General features: G+C 61.5%; 14 protein-coding genes. 10 read left to right on the top strand and 4 right to left on the bottom strand.

The genetic code is table 11. From position 1 onward, the window contains the following. The first annotated feature begins 3 nt into the window (after positions 1-3). The 6 genes from nifU to nifM are packed head-to-tail and all read left to right on the top strand — an operon-like array spanning position 4 to position 4718. The gene (gene nifU, locus ACESQ2_RS18955) at positions 4-828 is read left to right on the top strand and encodes a Fe-S cluster assembly protein NifU (protein WP_004122401.1); all 825 of its coding nucleotides are present in this window, start codon (positions 4-6) and stop codon (positions 826-828) included. Positions 829-858: 30 nt separating this feature from the next. Continuing rightward, entirely contained in the window at positions 859-2061 is a 1203-nt protein-coding gene (nifS, locus tag ACESQ2_RS18960) for a cysteine desulfurase NifS (protein ID WP_004122403.1), read from the top strand. A gap of 14 nt (positions 2062-2075) precedes the next feature. Then, entirely contained in the window at positions 2076-3218 is a 1143-nt protein-coding gene (gene nifV / locus ACESQ2_RS18965) for a homocitrate synthase (RefSeq protein WP_123829123.1), read from the top strand. Then, entirely contained in the window at positions 3218-3478 is a 261-nt protein-coding gene (locus tag ACESQ2_RS18970) for a nitrogenase-stabilizing/protective protein NifW (RefSeq protein ID WP_373171089.1), read from the top strand. Before nifV ends, ACESQ2_RS18970 begins: the two co-directional genes overlap by 1 nt. Then, a complete protein-coding gene (locus ACESQ2_RS18975) occupies positions 3475-3921 on the top strand; it encodes a nitrogen fixation protein NifZ (protein WP_373171090.1) in 447 nt (148 codons plus the stop codon). Before ACESQ2_RS18970 ends, ACESQ2_RS18975 begins: the two co-directional genes overlap by 4 nt. Further along, positions 3918-4718 (top strand): nitrogen fixation protein NifM, encoded by an 801-nt coding sequence (gene nifM, locus ACESQ2_RS18980; protein ID WP_004122413.1) that lies wholly within the window; start codon positions 3918-3920, stop codon positions 4716-4718. The genes ACESQ2_RS18975 and nifM overlap by 4 nt, the downstream gene beginning before the upstream one ends. Positions 4719-4741: 23 nt before the next feature. Here nifM and ACESQ2_RS18985 read toward each other — a convergent pair whose 3' ends face one another. Next, on the bottom strand, positions 4742-5272 hold the full coding sequence (locus ACESQ2_RS18985) for a flavodoxin (protein ID WP_004138775.1): 531 nt from the start codon (positions 5270-5272) through the stop codon (positions 4742-4744). A 321-nt stretch (positions 5273-5593) separates the two neighbouring features. Here ACESQ2_RS18985 and nifL point away from each other — a divergent pair, with 321 nt between their 5' ends. The 4 genes from nifL to ACESQ2_RS19005 all read left to right on the top strand — a co-directional run bounded on the left by nifL (position 5594) and on the right by ACESQ2_RS19005 (position 10726). Next, a complete protein-coding gene (gene nifL / locus ACESQ2_RS18990) occupies positions 5594-7081 on the top strand; it encodes a nitrogen fixation negative regulator NifL (protein ID WP_112167175.1) in 1488 nt (495 codons plus the stop codon). Beyond that, entirely contained in the window at positions 7078-8652 is a 1575-nt protein-coding gene (gene nifA / locus ACESQ2_RS18995) for a nif-specific transcriptional activator NifA (protein ID WP_004122422.1), read from the top strand. Before nifL ends, nifA begins: the two co-directional genes overlap by 4 nt. Positions 8653-8816: 164 nt before the next feature. Beyond that, positions 8817-10223, top strand: a complete 1407-nt coding sequence (gene nifB, locus ACESQ2_RS19000) for a nitrogenase cofactor biosynthesis protein NifB (RefSeq protein WP_004122424.1) — start codon at positions 8817-8819, stop codon at positions 10221-10223. After that, positions 10223-10726: a nitrogen fixation protein NifQ gene (locus ACESQ2_RS19005; protein WP_004122425.1), complete on the top strand. Its 504-nt coding sequence runs from the start codon at positions 10223-10225 to the stop codon at positions 10724-10726. Before nifB ends, ACESQ2_RS19005 begins: the two co-directional genes overlap by 1 nt. Positions 10727-10799: 73 nt before the next feature. On the opposite strand, the gene ACESQ2_RS19010 is transcribed toward ACESQ2_RS19005, so the two are convergent. The 3 genes from ACESQ2_RS19010 to ACESQ2_RS19020 form a co-directional block, all read right to left on the bottom strand. Continuing rightward, entirely contained in the window at positions 10800-12158 is a 1359-nt protein-coding gene (locus ACESQ2_RS19010) for an APC family permease (protein WP_004122426.1), read from the bottom strand. Continuing rightward, positions 12148-12210, bottom strand: a complete 63-nt coding sequence (gene yoeI, locus ACESQ2_RS19015) for a membrane protein YoeI (protein ID WP_096335043.1) — start codon at positions 12208-12210, stop codon at positions 12148-12150. The genes ACESQ2_RS19010 and yoeI overlap by 11 nt, the downstream gene beginning before the upstream one ends. Positions 12211-12445: 235 nt before the next feature. Further along, positions 12446-13336, bottom strand: a complete 891-nt coding sequence (locus ACESQ2_RS19020; protein ID WP_049070190.1) for a LysR family transcriptional regulator — start codon at positions 13334-13336, stop codon at positions 12446-12448. Positions 13337-13370: the final 34 nt, after the last annotated feature.

Raw genomic sequence — 13370 nt, forward strand, 5'->3', positions numbered from 1 at the left:
AGCATGTGGAATTACTCCGAGAAAGTGAAAGACCATTTTTTTAACCCCCGCAACGCGCGCGTGGTGGACAACGCCAACGCGGTAGGCGACGTCGGTTCGTTAAGCTGCGGCGACGCGCTGCGCCTGATGCTGCGCGTCGACCCGCAAAGCGAAATCATTGAGGAGGCGGGCTTCCAGACCTTCGGCTGCGGCAGCGCCATCGCCTCCTCCTCCGCGCTGACGGAGCTGATTATCGGCCATACCCTCGCCGAAGCCGGGCAGATAACCAATCAGCAGATTGCCGATTATCTCGACGGACTGCCGCCGGAGAAAATGCACTGCTCGGTGATGGGCCAGGAGGCCCTGCGCGCGGCCATCGCCAACTTCCGCGGCGAAAGCCTTGAGGAGGAGCACGACGAAGGCAAGCTGATCTGCAAATGCTTCGGCGTCGATGAAGGGCATATTCGCCGCGCAGTACAGAACAACGGGCTGACCACCCTTGCCGAGGTGATCAACTACACCAAAGCGGGCGGCGGCTGCACCTCTTGCCACGAAAAAATTGAGCTGGCGCTGGCGGAGATCCTCGCCCAGCAGCCGCAGACGACGCCAGCCGTGGCCAGCGGCAAAGATCCGCACTGGCAGAGCGTCGTCGATACCATCGCCGAACTGCGCCCGCATATTCAGGCCGACGGCGGCGACATGGCGCTACTCAGCGTCGCCAACCACCAGGTGACCGTCAGCCTCTCCGGCAGCTGTAGCGGCTGCATGATGACCGATATGACCCTGGCCTGGCTACAGCAAAAACTGATGGAACGTACCGGCTGTTATATGGAAGTGGTGGCGGCCTGAGCCGCGGTTAACTGACCCAAGGGGGACAAGATGAAACAGGTTTATCTCGATAACAACGCCACCACCCGTCTGGACCCGATGGTCCTGGAAGCGATGATGCCCTTTTTGACCGATTTTTACGGCAACCCCTCGTCGATACACGATTTTGGCATTCCGGCCCAGGCGGCTCTGGAACGCGCGCATCAGCAGGCTGCGGCGCTGCTGGGCGCGGAGTATCCCAGCGAGATCATCTTTACCTCCTGCGCCACCGAAGCCACCGCCACCGCCATCGCCTCGGCGATCGCCCTGCTGCCTGAGCGTCGCGAAATCATCACCAGCGCGGTCGAACATCCGGCGACGCTGGCGGCCTGCGAGCACCTGGAGCGCCAGGGCTACCGGATTCATCGCATCGCGGTGGATAGCGAGGGGGCGCTGGACATGGCGCAGTTCCGCGCGGCGCTCAGCCCGCGCGTGGCGCTCGTCAGCGTGATGTGGGCGAATAACGAAACCGGGGTGCTTTTCCCGATCGGCGAAATGGCGGAGCTGGCCCATGAACAAGGGGCGCTGTTTCACTGCGATGCGGTGCAGGTGGTCGGGAAAATACCGATCGCCGTGGGCCAGACCCGCATCGATATGCTCTCCTGCTCGGCGCATAAGTTCCACGGACCAAAAGGCGTAGGCTGTCTTTATCTGCGGCGGGGAACGCGCTTTCGCCCACTGCTGCGCGGCGGTCACCAGGAGTACGGCCGGCGAGCCGGAACGGAAAATATCTGCGGAATCGTCGGCATGGGCGCGGCCTGCGAGCTGGCGAATATCCATCTGCCGGGAATGACGCATATCGGCCAATTGCGCGACAGGCTGGAGCATCGCCTGCTGACCAGCGTACCGTCGGTCATGGTGATGGGCGGTGGCCAGCCGCGGGTGCCCGGCACGGTGAATCTGGCCTTTGAGTTTATTGAAGGTGAAGCCATTCTGCTGCTGTTAAACCAGGCCGGGATCGCCGCCTCCAGCGGCAGCGCCTGCACCTCAGGCTCGCTGGAACCCTCCCACGTGATGCGGGCGATGAATATTCCCTATACCGCCGCCCACGGCACCATCCGCTTTTCTCTCTCGCGCTACACCCGGGAGAAAGAGATCGATTACGTCGTCGCCACGCTGCCGCCGATTATCGACCGGCTGCGCGCGCTGTCGCCCTACTGGCAGAACGGTAAGCCGCGCCCGGCGGACGCCGTATTCGCGCCGGTTTACGGCTAAGGCGGAGGTGGCTGATGGAACGCGTGCTGATTAACGATACCACCCTGCGCGACGGCGAGCAGAGCCCCGGCGTCGCCTTTCGCACCAGCGAAAAGGTCGCCATTGCCGAGGCGCTTTACGCCGCAGGAATAACGGCGATGGAGGTCGGTACCCCGGCGATGGGCGACGAGGAGATCGCGCGGATCCAGCTGGTGCGTCGCCAGTTGCCCGACGCAACTCTGATGACCTGGTGTCGGATGAACGCGCTGGAAATCCGCCAGAGCGCCGATCTGGGCATCGACTGGGTGGATATCTCGATTCCGGCTTCGGATAAGCTGCGGCAGTACAAACTGCGCGAGCCGCTGGCGGTGCTGCTGGAGCGGCTGGCGATGTTTATCCATCTTGCGCATAGCCTCGGCCTGAAGGTATGCATCGGCTGCGAGGACGCCTCGCGGGCCAGCGGCCAGACCCTGCGCGCTATCGCCGGGGTCGCGCAGCAATGCGCCGCCGCCCGCCTGCGCTATGCCGATACGGTCGGCCTGCTCGACCCTTTTACCACCGCGGCGCAAATCTCGGCCCTGCGCGAAGTCTGGTCCGGCGAGATCGAAATGCATGCCCATAACGATCTGGGCATGGCGACCGCCAATACGCTGGCGGCGGTAAGCGCCGGGGCCACCAGCGTGAATACGACGGTACTCGGTCTCGGCGAGCGGGCGGGCAACGCGGCGCTGGAAACCGTCGCGCTGGGCCTTGAACGCTGTCTGGGCGTGGAGACCGGCGTGCATTTTTCGGCGCTGCCCGCGCTCTGTCAGAGGGTCGCGGAAGCCGCCCAGCGCGCCATCGACCCGCAGCAGCCGCTGGTCGGCGAGCTGGTGTTTACCCATGAGTCAGGTGTCCACGTGGCGGCGCTGCTGCGCGACAGCGAGAGCTACCAGTCCATCGCCCCTTCCCTGATGGGCCGCAGCTACCGGCTGGTGCTGGGCAAACACTCAGGGCGTCAGGCGGTCAACGGCGTTTTTGACCAGATGGGCTATCACCTCAACGCCGCGCAGATTAACCAGTTGCTGCCCGCCATCCGCCGCTTCGCCGAGAACTGGAAGCGCAGCCCGAAAGATTACGAGCTGGTGGCTATCTACGATGAGCTGTGCGGTGAATCCGCCCTGCGGGCGAGGGGGTAATGATGGAGTGGTTTTATCAAATTCCCGGCGTGGACGAACTTCGCTCCGCCGAATCTTTTTTTCAGTTTTTCGCCGTCCCCTATCAGCCCGAGTTGCTTGGCCGCTGCTGCCTGCCGGTGCTGGCAACCTTTCATCACAAACTCCGCGCGGAGGTGCCGCTGCAAAACCGGCTCGAGGATAACGACCGCGCGCCCTGGCTACTGGCGCGAAGACTGCTCGCGGAGAGCTATCAGCAACAGTTTCAGGAGAGCGGAACATGAGACCAAAATTCACCTTTAGCGAAGAGGTCCGCGTCGTACGCGCGATTCGTAACGACGGCACCGTGGCGGGCTTCGCGCCCGGCGCGCTGCTGGTCAGGCGCGGCAGCACCGGCTTTGTCCGCGACTGGGGCGTTTTTTTGCAGGATCAGATTATCTACCAGATCCACTTTCCGGAAACCGATCGGATCATCGGCTGCCGCGAACAGGAGCTGATCCCCATCACCCAGCCGTGGCTGGCAGGAAACTTGCAATACGGGGATAGCGTGACCTGCCAGATGGCGCTCGCGGTCAACGGTGATGTGGTCGTGAGCGCCGGCCAGCGGGGACGCATTGAGGCTACCGATCGGGGAGAGCTCGGCAATAGCTACACCGTCGATTTTAGCGGCCGCTGGTTCAGAGTCCCGGCGCAGGCCATCGCCCTTGCAGAGGAGAGAGAAGAATGAACCCATGGCAACGTTTTGCCCGGCAGCGGCTGGCGCGCAGCCGCTGGAATCGCGATCCGGCGGCCCTGGATCCGGCCGATACGCCGGCTTTTGAACAGGCCTGGCAACGCCAGTGCCATATGGAGCAAGCGATCGTCGCGCGGGTCCCTGAAGGCGATGTTCCGGAGGCGTTGCTGGAGAATATCGCCGCCTCCCTTACTATCTGGCTCGACGAGGGGGATTTTACTCAGCCCGAACGCGCTGCCATCGTGCGCCATCACGCCCGGCTGGAACTCGCCTTCGCCGATATTGCCCGCCAGGCGCCGCAGCCGGACCTCTCCACGGTACAGGCGTGGTATCTGCGCCACCAGACGCAGTTTATGCGCCCGGAACAGCGTCTGACCCGCCACCTGCTGCTGACGGTCGATGGCGACCGCGAAGCCGTGCACCAGCGGATCCTCGGTCTGTACCGGCAAATCAACGCCTCGCGGGACGCTTTCGCTCCGCTGGCCCACCGCCATTCCCACTGCCCAAGCGCCCTGGAAGAGGGTCGTTTAGGTTGGATTAGCCGCGGCCTGCTCTATCCGCAGCTCGAGACCGCGCTGTTTTCACTGGCGGAAAACGCGCTAAGCCTTCCCATCGCCAGCGAACTGGGCTGGCATCTTTTATGGTGCGAAGCGATTCGCCCCGCCGCGCCCATGGAGCCGCAGCAGGCGCTGGAGAGCGCGCGCGATTATCTTTGGCAGCAGAGCCAGCAGCGCCATCAGCGCCAGTGGCTGGAACAGATGATCTCCCGTCAGCCGGGACTGTGCGGGTAGCCTCAGCGGCTACCCATTAACGCCTACAGCACGGTGCGTTTAATCTCCTCAAGCCAGCTCGCCAGACGCGCTTCGGTCTGGTCGAACTGGTTATCCTGATCCAGCACCAGCCCAACAAAGCGGTCGCCTTCCAGCGCCGAGGACGCGCTGAATTCATAACCCTCATTTGGCCAGCTGCCAATCATCTGCGCGCCGCGCGCGCTCAGGGCGTCGAACAGCGGGCGCATCCCGCTGACGAAGTTGTCCGGATAGCCTCTCTGATCGCCGAGGCCGAACAGCGCCACGGTTTTGCCTTTCAGGCTGGCGTCGTCGAGGCCGCTGATAAATTCGCTCCATGATTCGCTTTCGCATCCGGCCTCCAGCCCCGGCAACTGGCCGTCGCCGAGCGTCGGCGTGCCCAGCAACAGCACCGGATAGGCCATAAAGTCGTCCAGCGTCGTGCGGTTAATGTTGACGGGGGCATCCGCCAGCTCGCCCAGCTGCTTGTGGATCATTTTCGCGATTTTGCGGGTTTTACCGGTATCGGTGCCAAAGAAAATACCAATGTTCGCCATGTTGCGCTCCTGTCGGAAAAGGGGGTTGAAAATACGCGTTCTCGCAGGGGTATTGCGAAGGCTGTGCCAGGTTGCTTTGCACTACCGCGGCCCATCCCTGCCCCAAAACGATCGCTTCAGCCCCCTCCCGGCGCGCGCGGCGGGGCTGGCGGGGCGCTTAAAATGCAAAAAGCACCTGCTTTTCCCCTACCGGATCAATGTTTCTGCTCATCACGCCGATAAGGGCGCACGCTTTGCATGGTTATCACCGTTCGGAAAACACCGCGGCGTCCCTGTCACGGTGTCGGACAAATTGTCATAACTGCGACACAGGAGTTTGCGATGACCCTGAATATGATGCTCGATAACGCCGTACCCGAGGCGATTGCCGGTGCGCTGACTCAACAACATCCGGGGCTGTTTTTTACAATGGTCGAACAGGCATCGGTAGCGATTTCCCTCACCGATGCCCGGGCGAATATTATCTACGCCAACCCGGCGTTTTGCCGCCAGACTGGATACTCGCTGGCGCAATTACTCAATCAAAACCCGCGCCTGCTGGCCAGCAGCCAGACGCCGCGCGAGATTTACCAGGAGATGTGGCAAACCCTGCTCCAGCGCCAGCCGTGGCGCGGTCAGCTGATTAATCAGCGCCGCGACGGCGGCCTGTATCTGGTGGATATCGATATCACGCCGGTGCTGAATCCGCAGGGCGAGCTGGAGCATTATCTGGCGATGCAGCGGGATATTAGCGTCAGCTATACCCTGGAACAGCGGCTGCGCAATCATATGACGCTAATGGAAGCGGTGCTCAATAACATCCCCGCCGCCGTGGTCGTGGTGGATGAGCAGGATCGGGTGGTGATGGATAATCTCGCCTACAAAACGTTCTGCGCGGACTGCGGTGGGAAAGAGCTGCTGGTCGAGCTCCAGGTTTCACCGCGCAAAATGGGGCCCGGCGCGGAGCAAATCCTGCCGGTGGTGGTTCGCGGCGCGGTCCGCTGGCTGTCGGTGACCTGCTGGGCGCTGCCCGGCGTGAGTGAAGAAGCCAGCCGCTACTTCGTCGACAGCGCCCCGGCGCGCACGCTGGTGGTGATCGCCGACTGCACCCAGCAGCGCCAGCAGCAGGAACAGGGCCGGCTCGACCGTCTGAAACAGCAGATGACCGCCGGTAAGCTGTTGGCCGCGATTCGCGAGTCGCTGGACGCGGCGCTGATTCAGCTTAATTGCCCAATCAACATGCTGGCGGCGGCCCGCCGGCTGAACGGCGAAGACAGCGGCAACGTGGCGCTGGATGCGGCGTGGCGCGAAGGTGAAGAGGCCATGGCGCGCCTGCAGCGCTGCCGTCCTTCGCTTGAGCTGGAAAGCAATGCCGTCTGGCCGCTTCAGCCCTTTTTTGACGACCTGTACGCCCTTTACCGCACCCGCTTTGACGATCGCGCGCGGCTGCAGGTGGACATGGCATCGCCGCATCTGGTCGGCTTCGGCCAGCGTACCCAACTGCTGGCCTGCTTGAGTTTATGGCTCGACCGGACGCTGGCCCTCGCCGCCGAGCTGCCCTCTGTACCGCTGGAGATCGAACTTTACGCCGAAGAGGACGAGGGTTGGCTCTCTTTTTATCTCAACGACAATGTCCCGCTGCTGCAGGTGCGCTACGCCCACTCCCCGGATGCCTTAAACTCTCCCGGCAAAGGGATGGAGCTGCGGCTGATCCAAACGCTGGTCGCCTACCACAGCGGCGCGATTGAACTGGCTTCGCGACCCCAGGGAGGCACCAGCCTGGTTCTGCGTTTCCCGCTGTTTAATACCCTGACCGGAGGTGAGCAATGATCCATAAATCCGATTCGGACACCACCGTCAGACGTTTCGATCTCTCCCAGCAGTTTACCGCCATGCAGCGGATAAGCGTGGTGCTGAGCCGCGCCACCGAAGCGAGCAAAACCCTGCAGGAGGTGCTGAGCGTTTTACATAACGATGCGTTTATGCAGCACGGGATGATTTGCCTGTACGACAGCCAGCAGGAGATCCTGAGCATCGAAGCGCTGCAGCAAACGGAAAACCAGACGCTGCCCGGCAGTACGCAAATTCGCTACCGGCCGGGAGAAGGACTGGTCGGTACCGTGCTGGCGCAGGGCCAGTCGCTGGTGCTGCCGCGCGTCGCCGATGACCAGCGGTTTCTCGATCGTCTGAGCCTGTACGACTACGACCTGCCGTTTATCGCCGTTCCGCTGATGGGCCCCCACTCCCGGCCCATCGGCGTACTGGCGGCGCAGCCGATGGCGCGTCAGGAAGAGCGGCTGCCCGCCTGCACGCGCTTTCTCGAAACCGTCGCCAATCTGATCGCCCAGACGATTCGCCTGATGATCCTGCCTACCTCCGCCGCGCAGCCGCCGCAGCAAAGCCCCAGAGTAGAGCGCCCGCGGGCGTGTACCTCTTCGCGCGGTTTCGGCCTGGAGAATATGGTCGGTAAAAGCCCGGCGATGCGGCAAATTATGGATATTATTCGTCAGGTTTCCCGCTGGGATACCACGGTGCTGGTACGCGGCGAGAGCGGCACCGGGAAAGAGCTCATCGCCAACGCCATCCACCATAATTCTCCGCGCGCCGCCGCGGCGTTCGTCAAATTTAACTGCGCGGCGCTGCCGGACAACCTGCTGGAGAGCGAGCTGTTTGGTCATGAGAAAGGCGCATTTACCGGCGCGGTGCGCCAGCGGAAAGGCCGCTTTGAGCTGGCGGACGGCGGCACCTTATTCCTCGATGAGATCGGCGAAAGCAGCGCCTCGTTTCAGGCTAAGCTGCTGCGTATTCTGCAAGAGGGGGAGATGGAGCGCGTCGGCGGCGACGAAACCCTGCGCGTCAACGTGCGCATTATTGCGGCGACCAACCGCCATCTGGAAGAGGAAGTGCGGCTGGGTCATTTTCGCGAGGATCTATACTACCGCCTGAACGTAATGCCTATCGCGCTGCCGCCGCTGCGCGAACGCCAGGAGGATATCGCCGAGCTGGCGCACTTTCTGGTGCGAAAAATCGCCCACAGCCAGGGGCGAACGCTGCGCATCAGCGATGGGGCGATTCGCCTGCTGATGGAGTACAGCTGGCCGGGGAACGTGCGCGAACTGGAAAACTGTCTCGAACGTTCGGCGGTGCTGTCGGAAAGCGGCCTGATTGACCGGGACGTGATTCTGTTCAACCATCGCGATAACCCGCCGAAAGCGCTCGCCAGCAGCGGTCCGGCGGAGGACGGCTGGCTTGATAACAGCCTCGACGAGCGCCAGCGGCTGATTGCCGCCCTGGAAAAAGCGGGCTGGGTGCAGGCCAAAGCGGCGCGGCTGCTCGGCATGACCCCGCGCCAGGTGGCGTATCGCATTCAGATTATGGATATCACCATGCCGCGACTGTGAAGCCTTATGTGAGATTCAGGACATTGTCGCCAGCGCGGCGGAATTGCGACAATTCAGGGACGCGGGTTGCCGGTTAAAAAGTCTATTTTTCATGCGGTTGCGAAATTGACCTCTGGTACAGCATTTGCAGCAGGAAGATATCGCCCAACCACGAAGGTACGACCATGACTTCCTGCTCCTCTTTTTCTGGCGGCAAAGCCTGCCGCCCGGCAGATGACAGCGCATTGACGCCGCTTGTGGCCGATAAAGCTGCCGCGCACCCCTGCTACTCTCGCAATGGGCATCACCGTTTCGCGCGGATGCACCTGCCCGTCGCGCCCGCCTGCAATTTGCAGTGCAACTACTGTAACCGCAAATTCGATTGCAGCAACGAGTCCCGCCCCGGGGTATCGTCAACGCTGCTGACGCCTGAACAGGCGGTCGTGAAAGTGCGTCAGGTCGCGCAGGCGATCCCGCAGCTTTCGGTGGTGGGCATCGCCGGGCCCGGCGATCCGCTCGCCAATATCGCCCGCACCTTTCGTACCCTGGAGCTGATCCGCGAACAGCTGCCGGACCTGAAATTATGCCTGTCGACCAACGGACTGATGCTGCCTGACGCGGTGGACCGCCTGCTGGATGTCGGCGTTGACCACGTCACGGTCACCATTAACACCCTCGACGCGGAGATTGCCGCGCAAATCTACGCCTGGCTATGGCTGGACGGCGAACGGTACAGCGGGCGCGAAGCGGGAGAGATCCTGATTGCCCGTCAGCTTGAGGGCGTACGCAGGCTGACCGCCAAAGGCGTGCTGGTGAAAATAAATTCAGTGCTGATCCCCGGCATCAACGATAGCGGCATGGCCGACGTGAGCCGCGCGCTGCGGGCCAGCGGCGCGTTTATCCATAATATTATGCCGCTGATCGCCAGGCCGGAGCACGGCACGGTATTTGGCCTCAACGGCCAGCCGGAGCCGGACGCCGAGACGCTCGCCGCCACCCGCAGCCGGTGCGGCGAAGTGATGCCGCAGATGACCCACTGCCACCAGTGTCGCGCCGACGCCATCGGGATGCTCGGCGAAGACCGCAGCCAGCAGTTTACCCAGCTGCCGGCGCCAGAGAGCCTCCCGGCCTGGCTGCCGATCCTCCACCAGCGCGCGCAGCTGCACGCCAGCATTGCGACCCGCGGCGAATCTGAAGCCGATGACGCCTGCCTGGTCGCCGTGGCGTCAAGCCGCGGGGACGTCATTGATTGTCACTTTGGCCACGCCGACCGGTTCTACATTTACAGCCTCTCGGCCGCCGGCATGGTGCTGGTCAACGAGCGCTTTACGCCCAAATATTGTCAGGGGCGCGATGACTGCGAGCCGCAGGATAACGCAGCCCGGTTTGCGGCGATCCTCGAACTGCTGGCGGACGTTAAAGCCGTATTCTGCGTACGTATCGGCCATACGCCGTGGCAACAGCTGGAACAGGAAGGCATTGAACCGTGCATTGACGGCGCGTGGCGGCCGGTCTCCGAAGTGCTGCCCGCGTGGTGGCAACAGCGTCGGGGGAGCTGGCCTGCCGCGTTACCGCATAAGGGGGTCGCCTGATGCCGCCGCTCGACTGGTTGCGGCGCTTATGGCTGCTGTATCACGCGGGTCAAGGCAGCTTTCCTCTGCGCATGGGTCTTAGCCCGCGCGACTGGCAGGCGCTGCGCCGGCGGTTGGGCGAGGCTGAAACGCCGCTCGACGGCGAGACGCTCACCCGCCGCCGCCTGATGGCGGAGCTCAACGCCACCCGCGAAGAGGAGCGCCAGCAGTTGGGCGCGTGGCTGGCGGGCTGGATGCAGCAGGATGCCGGGCCGATGGCGCAGATTATCGCCGAGGTTTCGCTGGCGTTTAACCATCTCTGGCAGGATCTTGGTCTGGCGTCGCGCGCCGAATTACGCCTGCTGATGAGCGACTGCTTTCCGCAGCTGGTGGTGATGAACGAACACAATATGCGCTGGAAAAAGTTCTTTTATCGTCAGCGCTGTTTGCTGCAGCAGGGAGAAGTTATCTGCCGTTCGCCAAGCTGCGACGAGTGCTGGGAACGCAGCGCCTGTTTTGAGTAGCCGTTTCCCGAAGGGAGACTGCAAACAAAAAAGCCGGAGGTTTCCCTCCGGCTTTTCACATCATCAAACGTGATTACGCGACGTCTTCGTACTGCGGTACCGGGTTGCGGAAGCTTTTGGTCACGCAGGCCAGGTAGACCAGACCAATACCGCCCCAGATCAGGCCGAGAACCATGGAGCTCTCTTCGAGGTTAATCCACAGTGCGCCGACGGTCAGCGCGCCGCACACCGGCAGAATCAGATAGTTGAAGTGGTCTTTCAGCGTTTTGTTGCGCTTTTCACGGATCCAGAACTGGGAGATCACCGACAGATTAACGAAGGTGAACGCCACCAGCGCGCCGAAGTTAATCAACGCTGTCGCCGTGACGAGGTCGAATTTAATCGCCAGCAGCGCAATCGCGCCAACCAGCAGCACGTTCCACGCCGGAGTACGCCATTTCGGATGCACGTAGCCGAAGAAACGCGTCGGGAACACGCCGTCGCGGCCCATCACGTACATCAGACGGGAAACGCCCGCGTGCGCGGCCATGCCGGACGCCAGTACGGTGACGCTGGAGAAAATCAGCACGCCCCACTGGAAGGTTTTGCCCGCCACGTACAGCATGATTTCAGGCTGCGATGCGTCCGGATCCTTAAAGCGCGAGATATCCGGGAAGTACAGCTGCAGGAAGTAGGAAGCGCCGATAAAGATCAGGCCGCCAATCAGCGCGGTCAGGAAGATAGCCTTCGGGATCACGCGCTCTGCGTCTTTGGTCTCTTCAGACAGCGAAGAGATGCCGTCGAAGCCGAGGAACGAGAAGCACAGGATGGTCGCGCCGGTAATCATCGGCACCACGTGCGCGCCTTCAGACCAGAACGGACGGGTGCTGGTCAGCGTGCCCGCGCCTTCGCCGTGCATAACGCCGTAGATAATCAGGCCAACAATCACCGCCACGATGCCCATCTGCAGGATAACGATCAGGGTATTGAAGTTCGCCACGGTCTTGATGCTGCGCAGGTTGGAGATGGTCATAAAGGCCACCAGCGCGACAACGAAGATCCACGATGGAATAGAAGGCACCAGCGCTTCAAAGTAAATTTTGGCCAGCAGAATGTTGATCATCGGCATGAACAGGTAGTCCAGCAGCGATGACCAGCCCACCATAAAGCCAACGGCCGGGCTAATGGATTTCTGCGCGTAGGTATAAGCGGAACCCGCCGACGGGAAACGGCGAACCAGTTTACCGTAGCTCAGCGCCGTGAAAAGAATGGCGATCAGCGCGAAGGCGTAAGCCGTCGCAACGTGACCATCAGTCAATCCAGAGACGATACCAAACGTATCGAACAGCGTCATCGGCTGCATATAGGCCAGGCCCATCATGACAACCGGAATTAACGTAAGCGTTTTACGTAATTCCACGCGAGAGGTTTTTGGAGTAGCGTTATGCGACATAGTTATCCCCTTTTACGGTGAACGCCAGCGCGTAAGCAAAAAATTGCCCCATTTCTTTGTATTCCTCAGCGACAACCACTGTCGGTTTTTAGTAAATATCTATCCGGTACGAAGCCCGGCCTCTTGGTATTGAATGATGTGTCTTTCAACCAAAAAAATAACCGACACTTTAAAAAAGCGTCGGCCAGTTTCTGATTTTCAGGACGCGTATTTTGCAACAACTACTGGCACGATGACAAGATGTTACAAGGCTTAATAATTACGGCGATTCTCTAACAGATTAATATTCATACGATTTTAGTATTATAGACCTGATGGATAGCACTATTTGCTAATATCTCCTTTCGCCACCACTCGCCCGCCTGGCCGCAAATATCTTCATTCCAGCCTATCCACGCGCGATTGACCGGTTCAGGCACCGTCGCTTTTAATATTTGTAGCTCGCCGCGGGCGATGAAAGGCTGTACCTGAAATAGCGGCAAATAGCCCCATCCCAATCCGGCGCACAGCAGCGTCAGCCGGGCGGAAAGATCGAATACCGCCAGGCTATCCTGAGCGTCAATCTGCGGCCACGCGCCGTCGGCCACAATCGCCCGATGACGGCGCAACGTCCGCCAGCCCAGCGGGCCGGCAATCTGCGCAAGCGGATGCCGGGGCGCAACAACAAACGCCTGCGCCACCTCTCCCAGCAGAACAGAGCCGCAGCCGCTGAGCGCCGGCGGGTCGCCCAGCACGCCGAGCAGAAGATCCGCCCGCCCTTCCATCAGCATCTGCCAGTTTGCGCCCGGGGTATCGCGGCGGAATTCAAGGCGGGTGGCGTGATGCTGGTGATAAAACGCCGAGATCGCGGGAGCCAGCAGCGGGAACGGAAAGGTGGCGTCGACGTTGAGTATCAGCGCATTTTCCCAGCCCTGATGCAGCCTGACGGCCTGCTTTTCCAGTTCGCGGGCGGTGTGCAGCACGTCGCGCCCCTTTTCCAGCAGCATCTGCCCGGTACGGGTAAAGCGCGCCCGGTGGCCGCTGCGGTCAAGCAGTTGAATATTGAGATCGCTTTCCAGCTTATGAATGGTGTAGCTCAGCGCCGACGGCGTTTTATAGAGCTTCGCCGAGGCGGCGGCAAAACTGCCCTCTTTGTCGAGGGCATCAAGAATGACGAGCACATCCAGCAGTGGTTTCATCGCTACCCCCTTACGGTACGCGATTCACCGCTGG

Origin of the sequence: Klebsiella sp. Q11 (genome assembly GCF_964241505.1) — a bacterium.
In the GTDB taxonomy this organism is placed as follows: Bacteria; Pseudomonadota; Gammaproteobacteria; order Enterobacterales; family Enterobacteriaceae; genus Klebsiella; species Klebsiella michiganensis.